At 66.7% G+C, this 25,935-nt stretch carries 23 protein-coding genes; 13 read left to right on the forward strand and 10 right to left on the reverse strand.

What is annotated here, in order from left to right; genetic code table 11:
- Positions 1-2 precede the first annotated feature (2 nt).
- Entirely contained in the window at positions 3-374 is a 372-nt protein-coding gene (locus tag B5520_RS00340; RefSeq protein ID WP_079595086.1) for a VOC family protein, read from the reverse strand.
- A gap of 157 nt (positions 375-531) precedes the next feature.
- On the opposite strand from B5520_RS00340, the gene B5520_RS00345 reads away from it, so the two are divergent.
- The gene (locus B5520_RS00345) at positions 532-954 is read left to right on the forward strand and encodes a universal stress protein (protein WP_079595087.1); all 423 of its coding nucleotides are present in this window, start codon (positions 532-534) and stop codon (positions 952-954) included.
- 95 nt (positions 955-1,049) lie between these two features.
- Here the strand turns inward: B5520_RS00345 and B5520_RS00350 are convergent, their stop codons facing one another.
- Positions 1,050-1,703: a GOLPH3/VPS74 family protein gene (locus B5520_RS00350; protein ID WP_079595088.1), complete on the reverse strand. Its 654-nt coding sequence runs from the start codon at positions 1,701-1,703 to the stop codon at positions 1,050-1,052.
- Positions 1,704-1,847: 144 nt separating this feature from the next.
- Here B5520_RS00350 and B5520_RS00355 point away from each other — a divergent pair, with 144 nt between their 5' ends.
- From B5520_RS00355 to B5520_RS00380, 6 genes are all read left to right on the forward strand, one after another.
- Entirely contained in the window at positions 1,848-2,747 is a 900-nt protein-coding gene (locus B5520_RS00355; protein WP_079595089.1) for a MurR/RpiR family transcriptional regulator, read from the forward strand.
- A 34-nt stretch (positions 2,748-2,781) separates the two neighbouring features.
- The gene (locus tag B5520_RS00360) at positions 2,782-3,708 is read left to right on the forward strand and encodes an NAD(P)-dependent oxidoreductase (RefSeq protein ID WP_079595090.1); all 927 of its coding nucleotides are present in this window, start codon (positions 2,782-2,784) and stop codon (positions 3,706-3,708) included.
- Positions 3,709-3,753: 45 nt separating this feature from the next.
- Positions 3,754-5,301: an aldehyde dehydrogenase family protein gene (locus tag B5520_RS00365; RefSeq protein ID WP_079595091.1), complete on the forward strand. Its 1,548-nt coding sequence runs from the start codon at positions 3,754-3,756 to the stop codon at positions 5,299-5,301.
- Between the two features lie 32 nt (positions 5,302-5,333).
- On the forward strand, positions 5,334-6,560 hold the full coding sequence (locus B5520_RS00370; protein ID WP_079595837.1) for an amidohydrolase: 1,227 nt from the start codon (positions 5,334-5,336) through the stop codon (positions 6,558-6,560).
- The gene (locus tag B5520_RS00375) at positions 6,557-7,930 is read left to right on the forward strand and encodes a DUF3100 domain-containing protein (protein WP_079595092.1); all 1,374 of its coding nucleotides are present in this window, start codon (positions 6,557-6,559) and stop codon (positions 7,928-7,930) included. The genes B5520_RS00370 and B5520_RS00375 overlap by 4 nt, the downstream gene beginning before the upstream one ends.
- A gap of 226 nt (positions 7,931-8,156) precedes the next feature.
- The gene (locus B5520_RS00380) at positions 8,157-8,567 is read left to right on the forward strand and encodes an Hpt domain-containing protein (RefSeq protein ID WP_079595093.1); all 411 of its coding nucleotides are present in this window, start codon (positions 8,157-8,159) and stop codon (positions 8,565-8,567) included.
- A gap of 208 nt (positions 8,568-8,775) precedes the next feature.
- Here B5520_RS00380 and B5520_RS00385 read toward each other — a convergent pair whose 3' ends face one another.
- The 3 genes from B5520_RS00385 to B5520_RS00395 form a co-directional block, all read right to left on the reverse strand.
- The gene (locus tag B5520_RS00385) at positions 8,776-9,015 is read right to left on the reverse strand and encodes a hypothetical protein (protein ID WP_079595094.1); all 240 of its coding nucleotides are present in this window, start codon (positions 9,013-9,015) and stop codon (positions 8,776-8,778) included.
- 95 nt (positions 9,016-9,110) lie between these two features.
- Positions 9,111-10,058: a polysaccharide deacetylase family protein gene (locus B5520_RS00390; protein WP_079595095.1), complete on the reverse strand. Its 948-nt coding sequence runs from the start codon at positions 10,056-10,058 to the stop codon at positions 9,111-9,113.
- Between the two features lie 53 nt (positions 10,059-10,111).
- Entirely contained in the window at positions 10,112-11,650 is a 1,539-nt protein-coding gene (locus B5520_RS00395) for a purine-cytosine permease family protein (RefSeq protein ID WP_079595096.1), read from the reverse strand.
- 106 nt (positions 11,651-11,756) lie between these two features.
- On the opposite strand from B5520_RS00395, the gene B5520_RS00400 reads away from it, so the two are divergent.
- A complete protein-coding gene (locus B5520_RS00400; RefSeq protein WP_079595097.1) occupies positions 11,757-13,325 on the forward strand; it encodes a PucR family transcriptional regulator in 1,569 nt (522 codons plus the stop codon).
- 9 nt (positions 13,326-13,334) lie between these two features.
- On the opposite strand, the gene B5520_RS00405 is transcribed toward B5520_RS00400, so the two are convergent.
- The 3 genes from B5520_RS00405 to B5520_RS00415 all read right to left on the reverse strand — a co-directional run bounded on the left by B5520_RS00405 (position 13,335) and on the right by B5520_RS00415 (position 16,976).
- A complete protein-coding gene (locus B5520_RS00405; protein ID WP_079595098.1) occupies positions 13,335-14,186 on the reverse strand; it encodes an IclR family transcriptional regulator in 852 nt (283 codons plus the stop codon).
- A gap of 72 nt (positions 14,187-14,258) precedes the next feature.
- Complete coding sequence (locus tag B5520_RS00410; RefSeq protein WP_079595099.1) at positions 14,259-15,512, reverse strand: M24 family metallopeptidase; 1,254 nt, start codon at positions 15,510-15,512, stop codon at positions 14,259-14,261.
- 54 nt (positions 15,513-15,566) lie between these two features.
- Positions 15,567-16,976: an MFS transporter gene (locus tag B5520_RS00415; protein WP_079595100.1), complete on the reverse strand. Its 1,410-nt coding sequence runs from the start codon at positions 16,974-16,976 to the stop codon at positions 15,567-15,569.
- A 279-nt stretch (positions 16,977-17,255) separates the two neighbouring features.
- On the opposite strand from B5520_RS00415, the gene B5520_RS00420 reads away from it, so the two are divergent.
- From B5520_RS00420 to B5520_RS00430, 3 genes are all read left to right on the forward strand, one after another.
- Complete coding sequence (locus B5520_RS00420; protein ID WP_079595101.1) at positions 17,256-17,720, forward strand: hypothetical protein; 465 nt, start codon at positions 17,256-17,258, stop codon at positions 17,718-17,720.
- Complete coding sequence (locus tag B5520_RS00425; protein WP_079595102.1) at positions 17,717-19,405, forward strand: DUF5671 domain-containing protein; 1,689 nt, start codon at positions 17,717-17,719, stop codon at positions 19,403-19,405. Before B5520_RS00420 ends, B5520_RS00425 begins: the two co-directional genes overlap by 4 nt.
- A gap of 100 nt (positions 19,406-19,505) precedes the next feature.
- Positions 19,506-19,790 carry a DUF427 domain-containing protein gene (locus B5520_RS00430; RefSeq protein ID WP_079595103.1) on the forward strand — a complete coding sequence of 95 codons (285 nt, stop codon included), beginning with the start codon at positions 19,506-19,508 and terminating at the stop codon, positions 19,788-19,790.
- Positions 19,791-19,839: 49 nt separating this feature from the next.
- On the opposite strand, the gene B5520_RS00435 is transcribed toward B5520_RS00430, so the two are convergent.
- Positions 19,840-20,571 (reverse strand): GOLPH3/VPS74 family protein, encoded by a 732-nt coding sequence (locus B5520_RS00435; RefSeq protein ID WP_079595104.1) that lies wholly within the window; start codon positions 20,569-20,571, stop codon positions 19,840-19,842.
- Between the two features lie 238 nt (positions 20,572-20,809).
- On the opposite strand from B5520_RS00435, the gene B5520_RS00440 reads away from it, so the two are divergent.
- Together B5520_RS00440 and B5520_RS00445 are read left to right on the forward strand one after the other, a co-directional pair.
- On the forward strand, positions 20,810-22,153 hold the full coding sequence (locus tag B5520_RS00440; RefSeq protein WP_254865424.1) for a pectate lyase family protein: 1,344 nt from the start codon (positions 20,810-20,812) through the stop codon (positions 22,151-22,153).
- Positions 22,153-24,033 (forward strand): pectinesterase family protein, encoded by a 1,881-nt coding sequence (locus B5520_RS00445; protein WP_079595106.1) that lies wholly within the window; start codon positions 22,153-22,155, stop codon positions 24,031-24,033. The genes B5520_RS00440 and B5520_RS00445 overlap by 1 nt, the downstream gene beginning before the upstream one ends.
- Positions 24,034-24,177: 144 nt before the next feature.
- Here B5520_RS00445 and B5520_RS00450 read toward each other — a convergent pair whose 3' ends face one another.
- Entirely contained in the window at positions 24,178-25,824 is a 1,647-nt protein-coding gene (locus B5520_RS00450) for a serine hydrolase (protein WP_079595107.1), read from the reverse strand.
- Positions 25,825-25,935: the final 111 nt, after the last annotated feature.

Consider the following 25,935-nt stretch of genomic DNA (forward strand, 5'->3'; position numbering starts at 1 on the left):
GTCTACCGGTGCTGATCGACGAGGACCGGGTTGCCGTCCGGGTCCACGACGATGAAGCTCGCCGGGCCCGTGCTTCCCGGGTCGGCTTCCGCCACGAATTCCACGCCCTGCTCCTTGAGCTCCCGCTGCAGCTCGCGCACATCGGTGAAGGAGTCCAGCGGCTCGGCATTCTGGTTCCAGCCCGGGTTGAACGTGAGCATGTTCTTCTCGAACATTCCCTGGAACAGGCCAACGACGGTCTCGCCGTTCTTCAGGATGAGCCAGTTCTGCGACATGTCACCGCCGAAACTGCTGAAGCCGAGTTTCTCGTAGAACGCGGCCGACGCCGCAAGGTCCTTGACGGTCAGGCTGACTGAGAACGCGCCGAGCTGCATGTGGTGCTCCACTCTCCGGAACGGGCTGATGCCTCTTGATGATACGGCGCGTGGCAAGGACTCACGGAGGAAACTTTCAGCAATCCGGCCGGTACCGGAACCCGGTTCTCTAAACTGGCCAAGGACCATAGCCACACCAAGAGCAAGGGAGCCAGGAATGAGCGGAGTAGTTGTTGTAGGAGTGGACGCCAGCCAGTCGGCCAGGAAAGCCGCGGAAGTTGCCCGGGACCTGGCGGAATCCCTGGGAGCTTCGCTTCACGTAGTGACCGCGTTCGAGACCGAGAACGCCGAAGTCTTCGGCAGCGGCTCGGACACGGTGCGTATTTCGAACGCCGACAGCGCCGAAATCGTCGCGAACGAACTGGGCAAATCAGGACAGGGGCCGAAAATCACCTACTCGGCAGCCCGCGGCAAACCGGCAGATTCCCTGATCAGGGAAGCCATCCGCCTGGACGCCCGGCTGATCGTTGTAGGCAACCGCAGGATGCGCGGCATCGGCCGCCTCCTGGGCAGCGTCGCCAACAGCGTGGCGCACAACGCGCCGTGCGATGTGTACATCGCCAACACGTACGACGACTGACAGCTGAGCCAGGCAAGCGAACGACGACGGGACCTCCCGCCGTCGTTCGCTTGTTTTAAGCGCCAGCCGCGGGGTTCCTCGCGGCACCGGTGCACTTAGGTCGCGGCTTCCGCCTCCGCCAGCCTGACCGAGCGGAGCTCCTCGACGACTGCATGGGAAGGCCAATGGCTGTACGTCAATTCCCGGGCCCGGCCGCGATCGGCCTCCGGGAACAGCCTCTCCAGCAGCCCCACCGCGTGCAGGAGTGCGATCAGCGCGTTGGTTCGTGGATCGGCCACCGCAGGTTCCACCGACCCGGCAGCCATTGTTGCCGAAATCTTCTGCAGCAGCGCCGCCTCGGGAGCATGGTCCTTCTCCGGATACCGTGTGGTCCTGAACAGCCCCAGGTGTTTCTCACCTACATGCTGCACGATGCCCAGCGCAGCCATTCCCTCATAGATCCGGTGCACCTCGGCACGGCTTTCCAGCATGGAAACCCAGCGCTTGGGCGTGTGCGGCCGTGACTTGTGCCGGATCAGGTCCAGCTGCTGCTGGAAATCGGACTCCACCGCAGTGCCGGTGGCCCGGACATGCCTGCCCTGCAGTTCGATGGCACCAAGCAGATCCAGCTCGGCCAGGATGGCACCGGCCACGCCGGCCTGGAGGAAGGGCTGCGGCACATCGGGCTCGCCGTCCGCGTCATTTGTTGCCAGTAGGAGGAATGCCTGCGGAAGGTTCAGCTCCCGGGCCCTCGGAGATTGAGCATCCATACGTCCATGGTCCCGCCGCCGGACCCCCACGACAATGATGATTTACGCGGTGGAAACGCGGAGCACTAGCAGCAAGCGAAATTGCAGAGTACATTTAATGCAATCAGCCTTGCAGAGTGATCTGCGTTACAGAACGGGTGGTCCTTGAAAACGAACGCCGCAGAAGTGGAGGCCGCCGACGCCGGAACCACGGGCGCCGGGAACAGTTCCCAGGCCTGGCTCGGCGACGCACTGCCGGACGTCCCGCTCACCAAGGCCCAGAGCCGGGTGGTGGAGGTCATCGCCCGCAACCCCCAGCTTTCCTCCTACGCGGACATCGCCGAGATTGCCCAGCGCGCCGACGTCAACAGCTCCACCGTGGTCCGCGCCGCCCAGCACCTGGGCTACCGCGGCTGGCCCGATCTCCAGCGCGAACTGCGCTCCCGGTACCTGGTGATGATCTCCACGGAGGACACGCTCACCGAGCACGGCGAGCACCGCAGCCCCCTCCACGACGCCCTGAACCACGACATCGAGAACCTCCGCCTGACGCTGGACTCCAACACAGCCGACGACGCCGAGGCCGCCATTGCGGCAATGGCCGCCGCCAAGTCCATCACCGTCGTCGGGATTGGCTCATTCGCCGGTCCCGCCAGCGTGATGGCCCACCTCGGCGCCACGATGGGGTACCCCATCTCCCTGGAGAACCGCGGCGGCGTGCACCTGGCCTCCAGCACCAACACCCTCGGCGAAGGCGACGTGCTGGTGGTCATCAACATGTGGCGTTCGGTGCGGCAGATCATCGTGGCCGCCGAAGCCGCCAAGCAGGCCGGCGCCACGGTCATCGCCATCAGCGACATGCGCCGCGGCCGCCTGGCAGCCGTGGCCGACCACCTGCTGGTGGTGGCCTCGGAAGGCATCTCCTTCTTCCAGTCCGTCACCGCCGCCAACTCCCTGGTCTACGGCCTGCTGGCCGGCATGGAGGCGGCGCACCCCGAACGCAGCCGCGCCGCCATCCGCCGCACCCAGCAGCTGTGGAAAGACCTGGACATCTACCTCGACTAACTCCCTCTATCCAGCACTTCAGGAGCGCCTCCCCATGAACCAGAACACCCGGCGGATCGCCGTCATCGGCCTCGGCGCGATGGGCGGAGCCATGGCCGCCGCCCTGCACAAGGCCGGCTGGGACGTCACCGGCTTCGACCCCTCGGATACGGCACGGTCAGCAGCGGAAGCAGCCGGCATCACCACCACCGCCACCCTCGGGGACGTCGCCGGAACCCCCTATGCCGTGCTCTCCCTGCCCGCCGCCAGCATCGTGGAAACAACAGTCCCCCAGCTCCTGGCAGCACCCGGGACGGTCGCCATCATCGACACCACCACCTCCGAGCCGGCCACCAGCAAGAAGATGGCCGAACTCGCCGAAGCCCAGGGAGCAGCCTTCGTTGACGCCCCGGTCTCCGGCGGCCGCGACGGCGCCGCAACAGGGTCGCTGAGCGCTTTCGTCGGCGCCACCGAAGCCGCCCTTAAAGCAGCCGAACCCGTCCTGCTGGCACTCACCGGCGGCAAGTACAGCCACATCGGTGGCCCCGGCAGCGGCAACGTGGTCAAGCTCCTTAATAACGTCCTGGCAGCGGCCAACCTGGCCTCCGTGGGCGAAGCCCTGGGCGTTGCGAAGGCCTACGGCATCGACCCCGCCAAAGCAGCCGCAAGCATCAGTGAAGCCTCCGGCGGCAGCAAGGTCTCCGCGAACATGTACCCCAACTGGGTGCTCAGCGGCACGCACGATTCCGGCTTCTCGCTGGGCCTGATGGCCCGCGACGCAGCCCTCGCCGTGGACGTGGCAACACAGATCGGCGAAACGCCGTCCCTGCTCGCCGCCGTCGCCAACCAGTGGCAGGACGCCCTGGCAGTCCTCGGGCCCCGTGCGGACTTCACGGAAATCGCCCGCGTGGTTGCCCCGGCCGTCACCCCGGCGGGAGCACCCGGCGCCGCCACCCCTGCCGGCACCACGCCCACCGCCTAAATCCCCGGCACCGGCCCCTCATCCCCAGCACCAAAGGACCCCACCTTGAGCATCACCACAGCACCAACCTCCTCCTCGGCAGCAACCGCCAAAGCAGTCCTGGACGCAGCATTCCCGGGCGGCCTGGGCGCGTTCGTCGACGGCCGCACCCTTCCCGGCAGTGGCGAGGGCATCACCCTCACCGCAGCCGCCACCGGCGAAGCCTTTGCCACCTATGCGGACGCAGGCCCCGAAGGCGCCGAGGCCATCCTGGAAAGTTCGACGGCGGGCGCGGCGGTCTGGGGCGCGATGAACGGTTTCGAGCGGGCCGCCATCCTCCGCAACGTCAGCCGCGCCGTGGAACAGCACGGGGAGGAGCTGGCCATCCTGGAGTCCGCCACCACCGGCAAGCCCATCCGGGACGCCCGGATCGAAGCCGCCAAGGTGGCCGAAATGTTCGGCTACTACGCCGGCTGGGCGGACAAACTGACCGGCCAGACCATCCCGGTTCCCGGCAACTGGCACACCTACACGGAGCGCGTGCCGTGGGGCGTCGTCGTCGCCATCACCCCATGGAACGCTCCCCTGTTCACGGCCGGCTGGAACTCCGCCGCACCCCTGGCCGCGGGCAACGCCGTGATCATCAAGCCCAGCGAATTCACCCCGGCCTCCTCGGTCCGGCTCGCCCAGATCGCCCACGAAGCCGGTCTCCCAGCGGGCGTCTTCAACGTGGCCGCCGGGCTGGGCCAGACCGTCGGCGCCACCCTCACCACGGACCGGCGCGTGGGCAAGGTCAGCTTCATCGGCTCCGTCCCCACCGGGCGCCGCGTTGCCGTCGCCGCCGCCCAGGCCGGAATTCCCGCCCTGCTGGAGCTCGGCGGCAAGAGCGCTAACATCGTGTTCGCCGACGCCGACCTGGACCGCGCCGCGGACGGCGCCATCTCGGCGATCTTCTCGGGTGCGGGCCAGTCCTGCGTTGCCGGGTCACGGCTCCTGGTGGAGCGCAGCGTGCACGCCCAGTTCGTGGAGATGGTCGCCGCGAAAGCCGCACGGCTGCGCGTGGGAGACCCACTCAGCGCGGACACCGAGGTGGGCCCCATCATCACCGCCCAGCAGTTCGCCACCGTCAACACCCTCATCGCGGCCGGCATGGACGACGGCGGCCGCCGGCTCACCGGGGCCGCGCTTCCGGAGGCACTGGCCGGGTCAGGCCTCGCAGGCGGACACTGGGTTATGCCCACGCTGCTCGACGGCGTCACACCGGCCAACCGCCTGGAAACCACGGAGGTCTTCGGACCGGTGGTGGGCGCCGACGCGTTCGATACCGAGGCTGAGGCCATCGCCCGTGCCAACAACACCAACTTCGGCCTGGCCGGCGCGGTGTGGACCTCCGATGTATCCCGCGCCCACCACATCGCCCGGGAGGTGAAGGCCGGCACGTTCTGGATCAACTCCTATAAAACGATCCACGTGGCAGTTCCCTTCGGCGGCTTCGGCGACTCCGGCCACGGACGCTCCTCCGGCCCGGGCGTCCTGGACGAGTACACGCAGACCAAGGCCATCTGGGTGCCCACCCGCGCGGCCGGCTCGCCGTTCCCGTCCCTGTCCTACTAAAGGAAAGCCCCGCCAGATCAAGGGAGATGTCCATGGAACTGACTGACACAACCACCGCAACAGGTGCCCTCCGCGCCGCCCTGGCGGACGCCGTCGAACGCTGGAGACCCCGCATCCAGGCCGTGGCAAAGGAGATCCACGCGCTCAAGGAAATCTCCTTCGAGGAGGTCCGCTCGGCCGAGGCCATCGCCGCCCTGCTGGAGGAGGGCGGGTTCGAGGTGGAGCGCGGCACGGCCGGCCTTCCCACGGCGTTCAGTGCGAGCGCCGGAAGCGGTGACCTCACCGTGGCCCTGTGTGTGGAATACGACGCACTGCCGGAGATCGGGCACGCCTGCGGGCACAACCTGATCGCCGGCGCGTCCGTGGCCGCCGCCCTTGCCCTGCGGCCTTTCGTGGACGAGCTGGGCATCACCCTGAAAGCCATCGGCACCCCTGCCGAGGAGCACGGTGGCGGCAAGGCGCTGATGCTGGAGCGCGGGGCGTTCGACGGCGTGGGGCTGGCTTTGATGGTCCATCCCGTCCAGGACGGAATCACCTACAACCCGGCGGGCACCAGCGCGCAGGCCGTGGGCCGTTACCAGGCAACGTTCACCGGCAAGGCCGCCCACGCGGCGGCGGCCCCGCACCAGGGCATCAACGCCGCGGATGCCGCCGTGCTGAGCCAGGTGGCCATCGGCCTGCTCCGCCAGCAGATCCCCGCCGACCACCGGATCGCCTGCTTCGTGGCCGAGGCCGGGCACGTCACCAACATCATCCCCGAAAAAGCCGTGGTCCAGTTCGAGTGCCGGGCCTTCACGCTGCCGGAATACGAGGCGCTGCATCAACGCGTCCGGAACTGCTTCGAAGGCGCCGCGCTGGCCACCGGCACAACCCTGGTGATCGAGGAGGCAGAACCCCTCTACGAACCGCTGCTGCAGGACGACATCCTCGCAGCGCACTGGACCGACGCGATGAACGCGTTCGGCAAGGACACGTCCCGCTCCTCCGGCCTGAGCGGCGGCTCTACCGACATGGGCAACATCTCCCAGGTCATCCCGTCCCTTCACCCCTGGCTGAGCATTCCGGGCGCCAACGTACCCATCCACTCGCATGCGTTCGCCGCGCTTGCGGATTCCCCCGAGGCGTACGGGGTGATGTTCCAGGCGGCCACAGCGCTGGCCTGGACCGTCGCCGGCGCCGCCTCAACCCCCACCGAGCGGGAACGCTTCACCCAAGCCGCGTACCGCCGTCGTACTGTCACCCAGGAAGGCACATCATGAGCACTACCAAAACGGCCCGGATCGACAGGGCCGGCACCAGGCTGACGGTCCCCATTGCCGCCCTGGCCTTCGTCATTGCGCTGGCGGTCCAGTTCATCGGGCAGGCGAAAATCGACGTCGGGATCGGCGCCATCATCATCTTCCCCATGGTGTGGGGCCTCATCCTGGGCCTGCTGGTCTCGGTCCAGAAATTCAAGCCCCTGGGCCTTGACCTCCAGCGCGTTGCCGCGGCCCTGGTGGGCGTCGCCGTGCTGCTCCTGGTGGCCCGGCTGGCCTTCAACATCGGGCCCAGCCTGCCCACGCTGCTCAAGGCAGGCCCGGCGCTGCTCCTCCAGGAAGTGGGCCACCTGCTGGGCACCATCGTGCTGGCCCTGCCGCTGGCCGTGCTGCTCCGGATGGGCAAGGCAACCGTGGGTGCCACGTTCTCCCTGGACCGTGAGCCGTCCTTCGCCATGGTGTCCGAGAAGTACGGGCCGGATTCGGACCAGTACCGCGGGGTGCTGGCGATGTACGTTTTCGGCACGCTGTTCGGCGCCGTGTTCATCACGCTGCTGACGTCCCTCGTTGCCAACTGGAAGATCTTCGATCCGCTGGCCCTGGCCATGGGCGCCGGTGTGGGGTCCGGGTCCATGATGGCGGCATCCGCGGCCAGTATCGTGGCCGCCTACCCGGCGGACCAGGAGGCCATCCTGGGCATGGCCGCCGTGTCCAACCTGATCACCACCGTGCTGGGCGTCTACGTGGGCATCTACATCGCGCTGCCGCTGGCTGACCGGTTCTACAAGGCACTGACCCGCAAGCAGGAGGCCCGCCAGGAAGCCGCTGTTACGGCAGGCGCCCCCGCCGAACGCACCGTCGCGGACCTGGACCGTGAGGCAGCGCAGGCAGAGGAGAACCGCCGGTTCCGCGAGCGCGTTGCGGAATCCTCGGCGGCCATGAAACTGCCCCTGTGGCTGTCCCTGTCCGTGTTGACCGTCCTGGGCATCGGCACGGCGTCCGTGGCGGCCAAGGGGTTCAGCCTGAGCATTGTGGCCGGCTACGCCATCATGCTGGCCCTGGTTTTGGTGAGCATTGCGCTGGCCAAGGCCACCCGGAAGATCTCGGCCATCATCTTCGTCACCACCCTCGGCGCGTACATTTCCAGCCCCTGGTTCTTCGCGGCCGAAGCACTCAACGCCGCCGTCAAGACCGTGGACTTCCTGTCCATCGCCACGGTGATGCTGACGCTCGCCGGCCTGTCCCTGGGCAAGGACATCCCGCTGCTGAAGAATATCGGGTGGAAGATCATCCCCGTGGGCCTGGTGGCCATCACGGCGTCCTTCCTGCTCTCCACCGTGATCGCGGAGTTCGCAATGGGTCTGTGGCAGTAAGGGGTCTCTGCAAGTAGGGGCTCAGCACCAGGGCAGCGGGCATGCCGGACTCGAGGAAGGCAGCCATCCAAGAGTCGCGTGGCTGAAAGTCGAGTACACACCACGCATGCCCGCTCCCCCCGCTACCCGTAGCGTCCGTTAGAAGTCCTGCGGCACAGTGCGCGCAGGAGGTCTGACGAGCCGGAGGCGCTATGGGGCATGACGGTGGCATCCCGGGCGGCGGGCCATGACCGACGACGGCGACGTCCGGCCGCTCCTGGACAAGACGGTCCTGGCAAGATTGCGTGCAGACCTTGATGACGATGAGGGCGTGTGGCGGGTCTTTGTGCAGGACTTCATCGCGCACCTGCCCCATCGGCTTCAGCGGCTGCGCCTTGCCCTCACCACCGGGGACCTTCCCGGCTCCATCGATGCCGTTCTCAGCCTGAAGACTTCAAGCCAGATGGTGGGCGCCGAACGCCTCGCAAGCCTTGCCCTCGACCTGGAACTGAACATCCGGGAGGAGTCCCGCAACACCGACCCCGCCATCGCCCTGCCCCGGCTCGCGGCGGACCATCTTCGGGGCATCAAGCAGTGCGCGCAGCGGACCACCAACCTCCTGCAGGCGCACCTGCAGGAACGGCCCGGCAGGCACTGACTTCTTTCCCCACGCTGGGGCTCATCCGCCGTCGCGGTCGAGGGCTGGGGAGCGGGCCACCTGGATCATTGGTATTACTCCGGGGAGCCATGCGCCCAACACGGCCAGCGCACTAATCCAGGTTGTTCCCTGCCGTTTCGAGCCCGCACCCCGCACCGCTTAAATGTTATCCGGGCCCGGCTCCCGCCGTGGTCAGCTCCTGGAAGCGTCAGGTGGAGGCGTCCCTCTCGATTTCTTCGGCGAGTTCGTCCACCTCTTCGGGACGCATGTCGATGCCTTCCTCCTCGAAACGTTCCTCGAGCACGTGGCTTACGTCGTCCTGGACATGGCCCAGGCGGATCTCGTCCTTAACTTCCTCTGCGATGCTTTCGGGCGTCTCGGTGTGGGAGACGTCCTCCGCACTGTCGTCGTCAAAAGGGGCATCCGGGGTATCTGTCGACTCAGTCATACCCCATCGTCGCCATGGTTTTTCGGGCCGTCAAGAACCGCACAAGGGAAAGGACGACGGCGGGAACCTCCCGCCGTCGTCCGTCCTCCCATGCCTTACTTCAGCAGCGCTTCACGCACTCCGGCCGGTTCGAACCGGGCGCCGGCGCCCGGGAAGGTGGGCACCTCGATCCGGGCGTGTGTGTGGATTTCGCTGACGGTCGCCTTGGTGTGCTCGGCGATCTTCTCCATGGTGGTCACCCACATGCCGTCCATGGCCTTCACGCGCTCGATCAGCTGCTCCAGGGCCACCGCTTTGGAGGGCCGGCCGGAGATGAACGGGTGGTTGGTCAGGACGAAGCAGCTGCCCTGGGAGTGGTGCGCCTCTGCCTCGAGGGTCCACATCTCCAGTACCTTGGCCGGGCTTTCGATGACGCCACTGCCCGTCACGCCGGGGTAGAAGGCGTACTGTTCCCAGTCGTCCAGGGTCCAGTCCACGGGGATCTCCACGATGTCCCGGGGATCATCGGGGGCGACGGCGAAGCGGTAGGGGGCGTCGCCGTCGAGCAGGCTCGAATCGTAGAGGAACCCGCGGTCCGCCAGCAGGCCCGGTGAGTGCCAGTTCAGTTCCCACCACGGCGCCCGGTAGCCTACGGGGCGGACACCCGCTACTTTCGCAAGCGCCTCCAGGCCGCGGTCCAGATAGGCGGCCTCGGTGGTGGCGTCAATACCCTGCATGGGTTCGTGGAGGTAGCCGTGGTGCGCCACCTCGTGCCCGCCGTCCACGATCCGCCGCACCACATCCGGGTAGGACTCGGCGGTGAAGCCGGGAATGAAGAAGGTGGCCTGGATGTCCTGCCGCTCCAGGATCTTCAGGAGCCGCGGCACTGCGACCTTGGGACCGTATGACTGGTGGGTCATCAGCGACATCCGGCGGGTGCTGGCGGGGTCGTGGGCGATGGTGCAGGACTCGGCGTCCACGTCGAAGGTGAAGGACGCTGCGGCTTTGAAGCCCTCGGGCCAGGTGATCGGGTGCAGGAGGTCCGCGATGGCGGGCTGGTTCACGATGGATCCTTTCGGCGGGCGCAGGACGCCCGCCAGGGATAGGTGGGGAACGGTCAGAGGACCGGGATGACGGGGGTGCTGCCGGCGCTCTCGGGCTGGGGAACAACGTTGTTCTTCAGGCCGATGTACCGGACGTGGGCCCGCGGTCCGAGGACGGCGTAGACGGCGGCGCTGGTGAGGCCGCCCGCCAGCCAGGACAGGTCCCAGCCGCCCAGGGCCACGGCGATGGGGCCCTGCATGACGGGGATGAGGCCGTACATAAACAGCCACGTGGCGAAGATGCCGGCCAGGAGGGAGGTGACACCCGCCCAGTTGATGCCGGGCAGCCTGCGTGTGCCGACGCCGTCGAACAGCCGCTCGGGATCCCCCGGCCAGCGCTTCTCCAGCCAGAAGTAGTGCACCAGCATCACGCCGCCCCAGGCAGCCACCCAGGCCACCAGGCCGATCAGCCAGGCATCGAGGACCGCGGCGAAGTCCTCCTGGAAGATGAAGAAGACGACGGCGATGAGGGAGAAGACGCCGACGAAAAGGTTCAGTTTGCGGCGGCTGATGGAGATGTCCAAAGCCTGGGTAGCCACCGAGAAGGTGTAGATGTTCAGGATGTTGGTGGCGATGGGGCCGTGGAGCACCATCAGCAGGACCGGCAGTGCCAGGACGCCGAAGTTCTGCACGATGAGCTTGCCGGGGTCCACCTCGCCGCTGTTCGTGGCCAGGCTGGCGCCCAGCACTCCGAGCCAGACCACCGGGATGAACTGGCCCAGGACGGAGGCCAGGTAGACCTTGCGCTTGGGCACTTCGGTGCTGACGAAGCGGGAGTAGTCGGCCGCGTAGGTGAACCAGGTGATGCCCCAGCCGATGCCGATGGCGGTCATCACGGCACTCATCGCGGCGATGCGCTCGGAGCCTTCCAGGACCTGACCGGCCGGACCGGCGTAGCCCCAGTCGATTTCCATGCCGAACCAGGCCACGGCGGACATCACGGCCAGGATGATGATGGTGGGCGGAACCGTCCACTTTTCAAAGGCGGCGATGGCCTTGTAGCCGAACCAGGCGATGGCCACCTGGGCGGCCATGATGGCGGTGGCGACGCCGATCTTCCAGGCGTAGTTCTGGGCTTCCGGGTCCACCCAGCCAAGGGTTCCGAAGAGCGCCATCACCAGGTCCAGGATGATCCAGGTGTTGACCGCGCACCAGCCGATGACCAGGAGGGCCTGGATGGCGGCCGGCAGGTAGTTGCCGCGCCGGCCGAATGCCGCGCGGGCCAGGACCATGCCGGTGGCGCCGGTTTTCTGGCCGAGAAGGACGAAGCAGCCGAAGAGGAGCATGCCGATCAGGTTGCCCAGGACCAGGACGGTGACAGTATCGGCGAAGCCGAGTCCGAGGTGGATGCCGAGTGCCCCGAGCACCCAGTTGATGGGTGCCAAGTTGGCGCCGGCCCAGATCCAGAACTGGCCGGATACTTTGCGGGTCCGCGCTGACTCGGGAATGGGCTGGAGCCAGGCTTCGTGGTCTTCAGTGCTGTGGCTTTGCGTGCTCTGGTTTCCTGCGGCAGCAGCGCGCCTTTGCGCTGCTGAAGAAAGCTTTTCTTGCATGGGAGCCTCCAGGAGGTGAATGAGTACTTCAAGGCTATGTGGCACCCATCACAAGCAACAAGATACGATGTGTCTAACACATCACTACTAATCCATACGGAATGTCATGTCAGTCTCCCTGGGCGATATTCTGGCCCACCCGGTCCTTGCTGCCGCCGATCCCGTGGTCCACTCCCCCGGCGCCATGGCGGAGCACCCGGTGCGCTGGGTCCACTCCAGCGAGGTGCTGGACATCGCTCCCCTGCTGCGCGGCGGCGAGCTGTTGCTGTGCGGCGGCATCACCCTGGCATCGGCAACGGCAGAGAAGCGGGCCTCGTACGTCCGCGAACTGGCGCAGCGCGGCATCGCTGCCCTCGCCGTGGAGACCGGCGGCGTGCTGCCGGAGATCCCCGCGGACATGCTGGAGGCCGCGAAGGAGCACGGCCTGGCCGTGGTGGAGCTGCGCAAGGTGGTGCCGTTCGTCGGTGTTATGCAGGCCATCAACTCGATCCTGGTGAGCGAATCCGTAGGGCACCTGCAGCAGGCCGACGCCGCCACCCGGGCCATGGCCGCGGAGTTGGCGCACGGTGCGTCGCTGGACCAGATCCTTGGCGTGCTGGCCGGCATCATCAGCTCGGCGGTGAAGCTCGTCTCGCCGTGGGGCGTTGCCCTGGGCAGCGCTGTGCCGGCCGGCTGGCAGGGAAAGGACGACGGCGGCAGCGGCCAAGATGCGCAGGATGGCCGCGGAGAGGCGGCTGGGAGAACAGTGATCACCGTGGACATTCCCGTCCGCGGCGTGCTGATGGGCCGGCTTGAGGTGGACGTTCCGGACGGTGTGGACACGGGCCTGGCGCGGGTGGCCGGCGACCGTGCGGTGGACATCCTGGGCCTAGCGCTCCTGCAGCACATGCCGCCGGGGCTGCATGCGCAGGCCGGGGCGGAACTCATGCGGGCGGTCCTGACCGCCGCGCCGGCGTGGCGCCTGGAGCAGCTGGCTCCGGGTGCCGGATTTCCGGCGGATACCCCGGCGGTGGTGGCGGCCATCCATGCCGCATCGCCCCAAAGGCTCCGCCGCGTGATCGAGTCATTCCTGAGCTCCAGCCGGATCCCCAGCGCCGCCTACCTGGATGATGCCGAGCTGGTGGTGATGATCGCGCTGCCCCCTGCCGATCCTGCCGCCGGGCGGCGGAAACTCCTGGCGTCCCTGGAAGGGCTGGACGGCGACCACGATGCAGCGATAGCAGTGGGGCCGCCTGCAGCCGGGGTGTCCGAAGCCGCCTGGTCACTGGCCGAAGCGCGCCGGGCCCTGGATGTGCGGCAGATCCGCCGCCGGAACGCATCCCCGCGCAGGCAGCACCCGTCCCGCGGCCTGGTGGTGATTGATGCGGAAGACACCGCCGTCGAGAGCCTTGCCCTGACAGGCATCGAGGCTTCGGCGCGGGCGGCGTTTGTCAGCCGGCACCTGAAGGCGCTGCTGGACCACGATGCGCAGCGCCAGTCCCAGCTGCTGGAGACCCTGCAGGTGTGGCTGGATTCCGGGTGCAACACAGCGCAGTCGGCGCGGGAGCTGCACCTGGAGCGGCAGTCGATGCACCACCGGCTGCAGCGGATCTTCGAGCTGTGCGGGGGCGACCCGCGGGGCACCGGCCGGCTGGCGGCCCTGCACCTGGCGGCGCGGATGGCCGTGCTGCCCTAGGGTGCAGCGTTACCCGGCGGCGCGTCCGCCCAGGCGGGTGGTCACCTGCGCCGCGGCAGCAACGCAGGCCTCGCCCAGGCTCTCCAGCCGCTCGCGTGAGACCCGGAAGCGCGGTGCGGGGACCAGCACCACGGCCACAACGTCGCCGCGGTGGTCATGGACGGGGGCGGCAACCCCTACTTCGTCCATGGAGGACTCGCCGTAGTTCTCGGCCCATCCCCGGCCCGCGACCTCCTGCAGCCTCGCCTCATAGGCGGCGAGGCCGGCGTCGTCCATTCCCGGGTAGGTGATGGTTCCGCTGCGGAGCAGTTCGCGGACGCGTTCGGCGGGCAGGGTGGACAGGAAGACCTGGACGGAGGCGCTCATCGCGTCCCGGTAGCGGGCGCCCAGGGGCGTGGTGTGCTTAATCTGGTGGTGGCTGGCGATCTGCTCCACGCAGATGGCTTCGTCGCCGTTCCACAGCATGAGGGCGCTGGTTTCCCCCGTCTGCTCGGTGAGCCGGCGGAGCACCGGGTAGGCCACGCGCCGTTCCTCCATCTCGGCCAGCAGGGGCCCGGCGACGGCGATCAGCCCCAGGCCCAGGCGGAACCGGCGGGTCTCGGGGTCCCGCTCCACCAGGTTTTCCTGCTCGAAGGTGGCAAGGATCCGCGAGACGGAGCTCTTGTGCATGCCCACGCGGTTGGCGATCTCGGTGACGCCCAGCAGCGGCTCGTCCGCGGTGAAGGTGCGCAGGACGGCGATGGCATTGACGACGACGGAGGCGCCCTTAGTGTCCGTGCTTCCGTTGGTGCCGTTGCCGTTCGCCGCCGGGGCATCGGTGTCCGTGTTCTTTGCTGCTGATGGGGTCATGGTAGCCATCATCTTTCCTTATCTTCGGCGGAGACGCCGAAAGCGGCGCCACGTGGACCGCGGCGCCGCTTCGGGTTGTGGCGCCTACGCGCCGATGATGTTGTGTTCCGGGCCGAACGGGAACTTGGTGATGTTCTCCACCGTGTCCTCGCCGATGACCAGGATGTCGTGTTCGCGGTAGCCGCCGGCACCCGGCAGGCCATCCATGACCGTGATCATCGGTTCCATGGAGACCACCATGCCGGGCTCGAGGACGGTGTCGATATCCTCACGGAGCTCGAGTCCGGCTTCGCGTCCGTAGTAGTGGCTGAGGACACCGAAGGAGTGCCCGTAGCCGAAGGTGCGGTTGGCGAGCAGGCCATGGCTGACATAGATCTCGTTGAGCTCGGCGGCGATGTCCTTGCACACTGCACCGGGCTTGATGAGTTCCAGGCCCCGCTTGTGGACCTCCACGTTGATGTTCCACAGTTCCAGCGAGCGCTCATCCGGCTGGCCCAGGAAGAGCGTGCGCTCCAGGGCCGTGTAGTAGCCGGAGGTCATCGGGAAGCAGTTCAGGGAGAGGATGTCGCCCTGCTGGAGCTTGCGCGTGGTGGCCCAGTTGTGGGCGCCGTCGGTGTTGATGCCGGACTGGAACCACACCCAGGTGTCACGGACTTCCCGGTCCGGGAAGGTCCTGGCAATCTCGTGCACCATCGCCTCGGTGCCGGCCAGCGCCACCTCGTACTCGGTGATTCCCTCGCGGATCGCGGCACGGATGGCCTCGCCGCCAAGGTCGCCGATGCGGGCGCCGTGCTTGATGACCTCGATTTCCTCGGCGGACTTGATCATGCGCTGGCGCATGGCGTCCTGGGAGACATCAAGGAGTTCGGCGCCCGGGAAGGCTGCGGCGATCTTCTCGCGGGTCAGGCCCGGCAGGAAGTCGTCCTCGACGCCGAGGCGGCTGGCCTTGACGCCGCGCTGGCGCAGGGCCTCCTGGAGTCCGAAGTAGAAGTTGTCACGGCGCCAGTCGGTGTACACGATGTTCTCGCCGTAGGACGTGCGCCACGGCATGCCGGCGTCGATGTTGGCGGTGACCGTCACCGAGTCATTGGCGGTGACTACCAGTGCGTAGTTGCGGCCGAACGTGGTGTACAGGAAGTCGGAGTAGTACTTGATGCCGTGGTAGCTGGTCAGGATGACCGCGTCCAGGTTCTTGGCGGCCATGATCTGGCGGAGGCCGCCCAGGCGGCGCTCGAATTCTGCGTCGGAGAACGTGAGCTTGCCCTTGGACCCGTTGTGGAGGACCTTGAGGCGCTCGAGTTCGGCGATGGAGGAGATGTTCTCGGCGGTGGTGGTCATGGGTGATGCCTTTCTATCTGAGTTTCTTATGGTGTTGCTGGTTGTGGAAGGAAGCTATTCGTGGCGCAGGGGCTCTTTGCAGGTTTCCCTGGAGAGGGCCACGGCGATCAGGGAGACGACGGCGGCAGCGACGAGGTACCAGGCCGGCGCAAGGTCGCTGGCTGTGGCCGCGATGAGGAGCGTCGCCATGAACGGGGCGGTGCCGCCGAACAGGGCGTTGGACAGGTTGAAGCTGACGGCGAAGCCGCTGTAGCGGACCCGGGTCGGGAACATTTCCGCCAGGAAGCTCGGCAGGGTGCCGTCGTTCAGGGTGAGCATGGCGCCCAGCAGGATCTGGACCAGGACGATGACCAGGAAGTTCCCGGTTCCCAGGAGTGCAAAGGCCGGGACGGTCAGGAGGATGAAGGCCACCGATGCGCTGATGAGCACCTTCTTCCGGCCATAGCGGTCCGAGAGCATGCCGGTGAGGAAGATGAAGGCGATGTAGGTGACCAGCGCGATGGTGGTGGCCAGGAATGATTCGGTTTCGCCCAGGCCCAGCTCCGAGGACAAATACGTGGGCATGTAGCTCAGGATCACGTAGAAGCCGACGGCGTTGAGCAGGACGGCCCCGACGGCCTGGAGCAGCTGGCGCCAGTGGTTCCGGAAGAGGCTGGAGACAGGTGCCTTGTCCTTCTGGTCTTCGGCCGCAAGTTCGCGGAACACGGGAGTGTCTTCCAGCTTGGTCCGGATATACCGTCCAATGAGGCCCATCGGGGCCGCCAGCAGGAACGGCAGGCGCCAGCCCCAGCTGTGCATTGCGTCAGTAGACAGGAGTGTTGTCAGCAGGCCGGCCATCAGCGAGCCGAGGAGCAGGCCGGCCGCGGTGCTGGCCGGAACCACGGCGGCATACAGGCCGCGTCGGTTGACAGGGGCGTATTCCACCAGGAATGCCGACGCTCCGGCGTATTCACCCGACGCGGAGAAGCCCTGGACCACCCTGATCATCAGGAGCAGGATGGGCGCCCAGATACCGATGGTGTCGTAACCCGGGATCAGGGCGATGCAGAAGGTTGCTCCGGACATGATCAGGATGGAAAGGGAGAGGGCTGTCCGCCGGCCCACCTTGTCGCCGATGTGGCCCCAGACGAACCCGCCCAGAGGCCGGACCAGGAACGAAATCGCGAAAAGGGCGAAGGTCAGCAGGAGGCCGGTTTGGGGATCTGATTCAGGGAAGAAGACCGTGGCGATGGTGACGGCCAGGTAGCCGTAGACGGCGTAGTCAAACCACTCCACGAAGTTTCCGATAAAGCTGGCCGCGATCACCCGGCGCCGGACGTCCTTGCTCGGTCCGTCGACGCTGACGGCACCAGTGGGATCAGTCACGCCGGAGCCTGAGGCATGTACGGCGGTTGCACCCGAAGCAGGGCCGTTGGCGTCATCGGCAATGACTCCTGGCCCGGGTGCGTTCGATTCGTTGCTCATGTGTCCACCAATGAAAGTTGGAGTTGCATTTGCTGCAACACGGTTGCTTCAAGGTAGGCCGTGATCCACCGCACAGTCAAGAGTGCTTGGTGGATTGTTTTTTCTTCACGGCCCGCCCACGGGCAGCTCCTGCCATCAACTCGCGGAGATGTAGTGGTGCGCGCTTTTGTTGCAGTAAAAGCAACATCGTTGTCACTATGGTTGGCGGAAGCTGAAAAGTGACCAAATCGCGGCTGAAAGGCGACAGTAATTGTGGAGCCGGAGGCTCATACTGACCGCATGAACGGTGCAGCGAGAAAACCTGACAGGATCCTCATCGTTCTGCTTGGCACTGTCGGCGTGCTGGTGGCGGTCGCGCTGGCCGTCGTGTTCATGAGGGGTGAACCGGAACCGCTGGACGAGGCCAGTCCTGCCGGGGTAGTGCAGCGGTACAGCGCTGCGGTGATCGACGGCGATACCGTAACCGCGGGCTCATACCTGACAGCAGCGGCCCAGACGCAGTGCGTGGGCAAATTCGACGGCATGCCTCCACCGGACCGGGTGGTCCTGGTCTCCACCAGGGAACGGGCGGAATCGGCCACCGTGACCGTGTCCATCGTGCAGTCTTCTGACGGCGGCCCCTTCGGCCCAGCCGAGTATCAGTCGGAGGACGCCTTTTCACTCGTGAAGGTCGACGGCAGGTGGAAGGTGGACGCGGCCCCATTCCCCCTTCTTTCCTGCGCTGGCGTCCCGGCAAGGCCATGAGTTCCCAGCTAGTGTCGGCGTCGACGGGCCTGACCCGGGCCCAGACCACCCTGCGCCGCCTCATCCAGTACGCCCTGCTGTTCGCCCTGGTGATGATCGCGGCTTCCGGCTTCAGCGGCTTGATGGAGCGCCTCTTCGCGTCCGGGACAGTGCTTGCAGCCCGGGACGTTCCCGGCCTCGCCGGGGGACTTGCCTTCACCCTGATCGGCGGACCGCTCGCCCTGCTCCTGTGGTGGATCCTGTGGCGCAGGATCGACGAGGCGGAGCGCGCCGCAGCCGGCTGGGGCCTGTACCTGGCCGGCATGTACACCGTCTCGCTGATCGTCGCCACCACGTCGCTGCTGCAACTGGGGGCCTCACTCATCGGCGGTCCCCGCGGCCAGTGGGCGTCCCTGTTGTCCAACGGACTGGTCTGGGCCGCCGTCTGGGTGTGGCACCGCTGGATGTGGAGGCATCCGGACAAAGGGGCTGCCCACCTGGAGGATGTACGGACCACCATCGGAACCGTTTATGGCCTGGTCGTCGGCACGATTGCAGCGATTTCCGCGCTGGGCGGGTTACTCGACACCGCCATCCGGGGCGCCAGCCTTGCCATCACCGGGGCGGAACCGTGGTGGTATTCCGTGCTCCGGTCAGTGGTGTGGGCGGCCGGCGGAGGCTCGGTGTGGTGGTGGCACTGGTTCCACGAGGGCGGCCGCAGGCTCCGGACGGCCCTCGTTGACGTGAGCATGATCGCCGTCGGAATCTTCGCCGCCGGCATCACGGCGCTGGCTGGCGGCGCAGTGGTGCTGTTTGTCCTCCTCAGGCTGGCCTTCGACCGGGCAGACCCGGTGGGCAAACTCCTCGAACCCCTGGCCCCGGCGCTGGCCGCTGCTGTGATCGGGGCAGTGGTGTGGCGCTACCACCGGGCCGTGTCGGTGGACCGGTCCAGTGAGACCCGGCGGGCAAGCCTCCTGGTGACGTCCGCGGTGGCCCTGGCTGCGGCAGCCTCGGGCATTGGCGTGATTGTGAGTTCGTTGCTGGGCGGTGCTGTATCGCCCTTGGCCGGAGGCACGGAGCGGACCCTGCTCTTGGGTGGCATCAGTTCCCTGGTGGTGGGCGGCCCGGTCTGGTGGCTTGCATGGAAACCTGCAAAGCAGCCAGACAGCGCCGATGCGATCACGCACGGAAGGCGCATCTACCTCATCGCGTTCTTCGGGGTCAGTGCCGTGGTGGCCCTGATTGCCCTGTTGGTGATCGGATACCGGATCTTCGAATTCCTCCTGGGCGAAGTATCGGGCGGCAGCGCCATCGACCGCATCCGCGGACCGCTCGGTCTCCTGGTGGCCGCGGGGATGGTGGCCGGCTACCACTTCGCCCTGTGGCGGCGCGACCGTGCTGCTCTCGCGGCAGCTGCGCCGCCACAGACAAGGACCATTGACCAGGTCACGCTCGTGGCCCGGCCCGGTTCGGAGGGGTTCGCTCAGGAAATTGCCGAGGCCACCGGGGGTGCAAAAGTTACCGTCTGGCTCCGAACGGACGACGGCGCCGCCTCCCCGCCGGACCCGGTCACCTCCCCTGCGTCCAACGAGAGCATGGGGCAGGTAGTGAAGGCCTTGGACGGCATTACGGCGCGGCACGTCCTGGTGGTGCTCGGTCCCGGTGCCCGGGTGGACGTGATTCCGGTGGACACCAGAGGCCGCTGACTGTCCGTCTCGCGCGGGAACAAACGGCATCACCGGAGACGTTGGCATACCTACGACCGTGGCGCATCCGAGGCCGACGGCACCCAACAGAAGGATCTACATGGTCAGGGCTATCTGGAACGGAAAAGTCATCGCCGAATCCGCCGACACCGTGGTGGTGGAGGGCAACCACTACTTCCCGCGGGACGCAGTCAACGCCGGCTATCTGCGGGACAGTGACATGTATTCCGTCTGCCCGTGGAAGGGCCAGGCCAGCTACCACACGTTGGAAGTCGACGGGAAGCTGAACGTGGACGCCGCCTGGTTCTACCCCCAGCCAAAGCCGCGCGCCAAGCAGATCGAGGACCGCATCGCATTCTGGCGCGGCGTAACCATCGAGAGCTGACAGACTCTTTCAACGGACGACGGCGGGACCTCCCGCCGCAGACCCTACGTCACAACGCCGGGGCTTCTTCCTCCGCCAACCTGATCATCCGAAGTTCGTCCTCCACCGCACGCGCCGGCCAATAATCCTTCGCGAGCTCGTCCGCCCACACCCTGTCAGCTGACGGGAAAAGCTTGTGGAACAGCCCGGCAGCCTGAAGCAAAGCGATCAGGGCCAGCGTCCTGGCATCGGGTGCCTTGGCAGCTGGTTTCGTGGCGTCCGTCGTCCTCCCATCAATGGTCGCTGCAGGGGCCGGCGTGGATTCAGGCACCTGCTGCCCGGCCGGTACAACGGCGAGGGCGGCCTGGAGCTTCTTCATGAGCGCCGCCTCCGGAGCGTGGTCCTTCTCCGGGAACCGCACTGTCCGGAAGAAGCCGAGGTGCTTTTCGCCCGCATGTTCCACAATGCCCCGGGACGCCATGCCCTCATAAACGCGCTGCACTTCCCCCCGGCTCTCCATCATCGATACCCACCGTTTAGGTGTGTGGAGGCGTGATTTGTGCCGGATAGCCTCCAGCTCACGCCGGAGCTCGGTTTTGGGGGTGGCGCCGGTAGCCCTTACATGCTTTCCCTGCAGCTCGATCGCCCCCTGCATTTCCAGCTCCCCCAGTATGGCCCCGGCCAGGGTGGTCCTGAGTGCGAAGACGGGAATTTCGGGTTTGCCGTCGTTGTCATTTGTCGCCAAGAGGAGGAAGGCTTCGGGAAGGCTCAATTCCACAGGTGCAGCTGTTTCCGCGTTCATACCACCATGGTGCGCCCGTCCGACAGCCACCACAATATGCTCCCGAAGAAGGCCGGAAGGCACAGCTGACGTGCCAAAACAGCACCTGCCTCTGATCCAGCTATTGCTGAGAAACCGCTTTCTGGGTAGTGTCCTTGTCAGCGCTCACAATGCCGGCGTCATAGTGGACTCCGAGCCGGGCGCAGTTCATTCCAATGACGGAAGAGAGAACATGCGAAAACGCAGTACCCGCTTATCCATGTCCGCAGCAATTGCCGTGGCAGGAGCATTGGCCATATCGGCTCCCGCTGGAGCGGCTCCGAGCCCGGTATCCGATCCCACCGCACAGACCGCCCAGACCCCGCTGGAGCGCCAGGTTCTTGCCGCAGGGAACGGCTGGGCGTCCGAGGGAACAGGAACCACGGGCGGTTCAGCGGCAGAGGATGCCAACGTTTACGACGTCTCCACCAAAGCCGAGCTGCTGGCTGCCTTCGCTGAAGCCGGCACCCAGCCCAAGATTGTCCGGGTCCACGGAACCATTTATGCCAACACCGCAGCGAACGGTTCAGCGCTGACGTGCGAAAACTATGCCGAGGGCACCGGCTACAGCCTCGAGCAGTACCTTCAGGACTTCGACCCAGCAACCTACGGCCGCAGCCAGGAACCCGCCGGTCCGCAGGAAAGCGCCAGGCGCCTCGCCGCAGCAAACCAGGCGAAGACCATCCGGTGGGACATCCCCAGCAACACCACCATCGTCGGTGCCACCCCGGAGAGCAGCATCAGCGGCGCCGCCCTCCGCGTCAACGGCGCCACCAACGTGATCGTCCGCAACCTCACGGTGCGGGACGCCGCCGACTGCTTCCCCGCCTGGGACCCCACCGACGGCGACGAGGGCAACTGGAACAGCGAGTACGACCTGCTGCAGGTCATCAACAAAGCCACCCACGTCTGGATTGACCACTCCGAGTTCACGGACGCCCCCAACCTGGACAGCAACCAGCCCGACTACTTCGGCCGCCCGTACCAGGTGCACGACGGCGCCGTGGACGTCACCAACGGCTCCGACCTTGTGACCATGTCCTTCAACCGGTTCTCCGACCATGACAAGCTGCTCCTGATTGGCTCAACTGACAACACGAACCGCGGGGACCCCGGCAAGCTGCGCGTCACCATCCACCACAACGTCTTCGAAAACATCGGCCAGCGCGCCCCGCGCGTCCGGTTCGGCCAGGTGGATGTGTACAACAACCACTTCAAGGTCAATGAAGACAGCACCGTCCCCTTCGAATACGCCCTCGGCGCCGGATTCGACTCCCACCTCTACGCCGAGGCGAACGCCTTCACGCTTCCGGCCGGAACCGACGCCGCGGACATCATCCGGCGCTTCAAGGGAACCGCGGTCACCACCATCGGGAACGCCGTCAACGGCAAGATCACCGACCTGCGTGCCGAGTACAACGCCGCTGCCGCACCTGCGGACCAGCTGGCAGCGGACACGTCCTGGACGCCCACGCTTCGCACCCAGGTCCACCCGGCCCAGGCGGTGCCGGCACTGCTCCAGAACTCCACCGGCCCCATCTTCACCGCCGGAGGGGACCTCTGATGGCCGCCATCCTGCCGAGCCGGCGCAGCGTCCTGGCCACCCTCGCACTCACCGCAGGCAGCATGGCACTCTCGGGAACGGGCATAGCCAGCGCCTTCCCCCAGGCCGAGCCGGACCCCACGAAACCCCGCACTAAGCCGGTCATTTTTGTCGTCGGGGACTCGACGTCGTCGGCCTACCAGCAGTCGGAACGGCCCCGCGCCGGCTGGGGACAGGCACTGCCGCTCTTGCTGGGGCCGCAGGCCACCGTCTTTGACTACGCCTGGTCCGGCGCCTCCTCCAAGAGCTATGCCGACGCCGGGCTGCTGGACCGGGTACTGGCCCTGATGCAGCCGGGCGACTACCTGCTGATCTCCTTCGGCCACAACGACGAGAAAGTCACGGACCCCAACCGGGGAACGCTGCCGGACTCCACGTTCAAGGAGTACCTGGGCCGGTACATCGACGGCGCCAAAGCCCGTGGCGGCAAGCCGGTCCTGGTGACCTCCGTGGAACGCCGCCGCTTCGATTCCTTCGGGAATGCCCAGGATTCGCACGGCGCGTATCCGCAGGCCGTGCGGGACCTCGCCGCGGCGTCCGGCACTCCCCTGGTGGATCTGACGGCGTCGTCCAAGGCGCTGTGGCAGCAGCTGGGTCCGGAGGGAACCAAGCAGCACTTCCTGCACCTGGCTCCCGGCGAGCACCCGCAGTATCCCCAGGGTTCGGAGGACAACACGCATTTCCAGGCCACCGGTGCGTTGGCGGTGGCCCGCCTCGTGGCCCGCGAGCTGCAGTCCAAGGAGATTGTCCCGCCGGGCTACTTCCTGAACATCGACGCGGGCACCGATCCCCTGCTGGGCATGTACTGGCCCGCCGAGCGGCCCATCGACGTCCCGGTCACGCTCGACGTCGGACCGGGCAGGACGTTCACGACCGTACAGTCCGCCGTCGATTCCGTCCCTCCTGGCAGCCTTCAGCGGACAATCATCAGGATCCAGCCGGGCACCTATAGGGAAGCGGTGCGGGTTCCGGCTGACAAGCCGCGGATCTCCTTCATTGGGCAGGGCGGACGGCCGGAGGACGTGGTGCTGGTTTACAACAACGCGTCCGGCACGCCCAAGCCGGACGGCAGCGGGAACTTCGGCACCTCCGGCAGCGCCTCCGTCCGGATTGACGGGCCGGACTTCGTGGCACGGAACCTGACCATTGGCAACGACTTCGACGAAGCCGCCAACCTGGGCATGAAGGACCGCCAGGCCGTCGCGCTGCACATCACGGCGGACCGCTCGGTGCTGTCCAACGTCAGGATGCTGGGCAACCAGGACACCCTGCTGGTCAACTCACCGGGAGCCGGTGTCCAAGCCCGTTTCTACTTCGAAAGCTGCTACGTGGAAGGGGATGTGGACTTCATCTTCGGCCGGGGCACCGCTGTTTTCAGCGGCTGCGAGATCAAGTCCCTGGACCGCGCCTCCAGCACGAACAACGGGTACGTGACCGCCGGCAGCCTGGACCTCTCCATCAGGTACGGCTACCTCTTTGACCAGTGCCGGCTGGTCTCGGACGCGGCAGCTAACACTGTCCACCTGGGCAGGCCGTGGCACCCAAGTGGTGACCCGAAGGCGGTTGCGCAGGTCTTGGTGCGCGACTCCTGGCTCGGCGCGCACATCTCCGGCACGCCGTGGACGGACATGAGCGGCTTCTCCTGGCGGGAGGCGCGGTTCCACGAGTACAACAACCGCGGCCCCGGCGCCCAGGTGACCCCGGACCGACCGCAGTTGCCCGGGGCTGAGGCGGGCAACTACACCGTCAGGACCTACCTGCAGGGAACGGACGGCTGGGCACCGCAGCTGGCCGGCACCACTGCGGACAGCAGTGTGGTGCCCTCGGCGGCGGCCGCTTAGCCCGCTCCGCACATGCAACGCGGGGTCACTCCCGGCCCAATAATCGCCGGAAATTGGGCCTGCTCTGACCCCGCGTTGGTGCAAAAGGGGACGTACGACGGCGGGAGGCGCCGCCGTCGTACGCTTCCTTGTGTGGCTGCCGCCTTACGAGGCCCGTGTGAAGGTGCCCAGCCCGGTCCGGTCGTAGAAGTCCAGCGTGACGCTCGGCGAGGGGCCGCCGCCTGCCCCTGCGAACAGTGCTCCGGCCAGGCCGTTGGCGTTCTCGCCGATGGTTTCGAAGCTGAACGTGTCGCCGTCGAAGTGCGTGAGCGGAAAGGTGGTGGGACTGCCGGCGGGCCCCATTCTCATGGCCAGTTTTCCGCCCTCTTCAAGGACCACAAGCGGGCCGTAGTAGGGGTTGTCATAGGTGCCCGTGTAGGCGCTGTTCGGCCCGGCAGGCGAGGGGCTGGGCGGAAGCTTGGTGTAATCGACCTCAGGATTGTCGGACTCATCGATCCGCCTGAATGCATCGGCGGTGAAGGTGAGCCAGTCGACGGTGGGTGATCCGTGCTGTGCCGCATCCAGGAAGCCGGCGCAGATTGCTTCCGGAATCCCCTGCGGGCGCCCGTTGGTCAGGGCGACGATGGCCAGTTGTTCGCCGGGAAGCATCGCGACGGCGGTGGCGGCGCCAAGGTTGAAAGCTCCGGAGTGCCCCAGCTGGACGCGGCCCTGGTCATCATAGGAGACGTTCCAGCCCAGTCCGTAGAAACGGGACCGGGCTGCAGGGGCCTGTGCCGGCCCGGAGACCGAGTGGGGAACGCGGCTTGTCTGGAGGGCGGCCGGATCGATGACGGGCTGGCCCTCGTAGCTGCCGTTTCCGAGCTGCAGCCGGAGCCACTGGGCCAGGTCCCGCACCGACGAACTCGCGCCCCCGGCCGGAGCCTCGGAATCGGCGATCCGGCGGTATTTCGCCGCCCACTCCTTGTTCCCGAGCGGAACATGGATGATGGCCCTGTTGGTGGCGCGCTCATAGTCCGCGTAACGGTAACTGCTGGCGGACATGCCCAGCTTCCGGAACAAGACCTCGTCGGCCAGGTCCTCCCAGCTCATTTTCATCGCATCGGCTGCCGCCTGGCCGGCTTCGGTGAAGCCGAAATTGCTGTAGTTGTAGCTTGCCCGGAACGTGTCCAGGGGCTCCTGGTTGAGGTGGCTGAGGATGTAGGCCCGGTCGAATCCGAGGTCCTCCAGCAGGTCACCCGAGCCCGTTTTGAGCCCGCTGTGGTGTGACATCAGGTCAGCGAAGGTTGCGTTCCGGGTGACGTATTCATCGTTGAGCGTGAAGCTTTTGTTGTGTTCGATGACGGGGTCTGTCCAGGCGATGACCTCCTGTCCCACTATTCCTGCCACCACGGTGGACGCCAGGGGCTTGGACACGGAAGCCACCTGGAACACGGTGTCGGGAGTGATCTCCCCGGGCTTGCCGACTTCCCGGACCCCGAAGCCTTTGGAGTACAGGACCTCGTCCCGGTACACGACGGCCACGGCCATGCCCGGGAGCCCGGTACTCCCCATGGCCTCTTGGATCAATCCCTCGAGCTTGGCCAGGGCGTTATCGACTTTGGCCCGGTCCAGCAGCGGCTCGACTTGTTGAGGCGGGGCCGGGAGCAGAGCTGCCGGCGCCGATGACGCTGCAAGCTGCGCCGATGCGCCCGTACAGGCGGACAGAAGGGGCAAGCCGGCAACACCGGCCGCCCCCATTCCAGCCGCCTTCAGCAGCGTACGTCGGTTCGGGGAGACGGAGCCGTTATCCATGGTGAATCCTTGATCCTAGGGCGGTGAGCGCTTCCAGTAGGCGGCCCCAGCCTTCCCGACAGCCTCTATAGTGAACCCCGCACCGCACGCAGGCAATGGATTCTGCGGAAG

The sequence above is a fragment of the Arthrobacter sp. P2b genome (assembly GCF_900168295.1).
Lineage (GTDB): Bacteria > Actinomycetota > Actinomycetes > Actinomycetales > Micrococcaceae > Arthrobacter.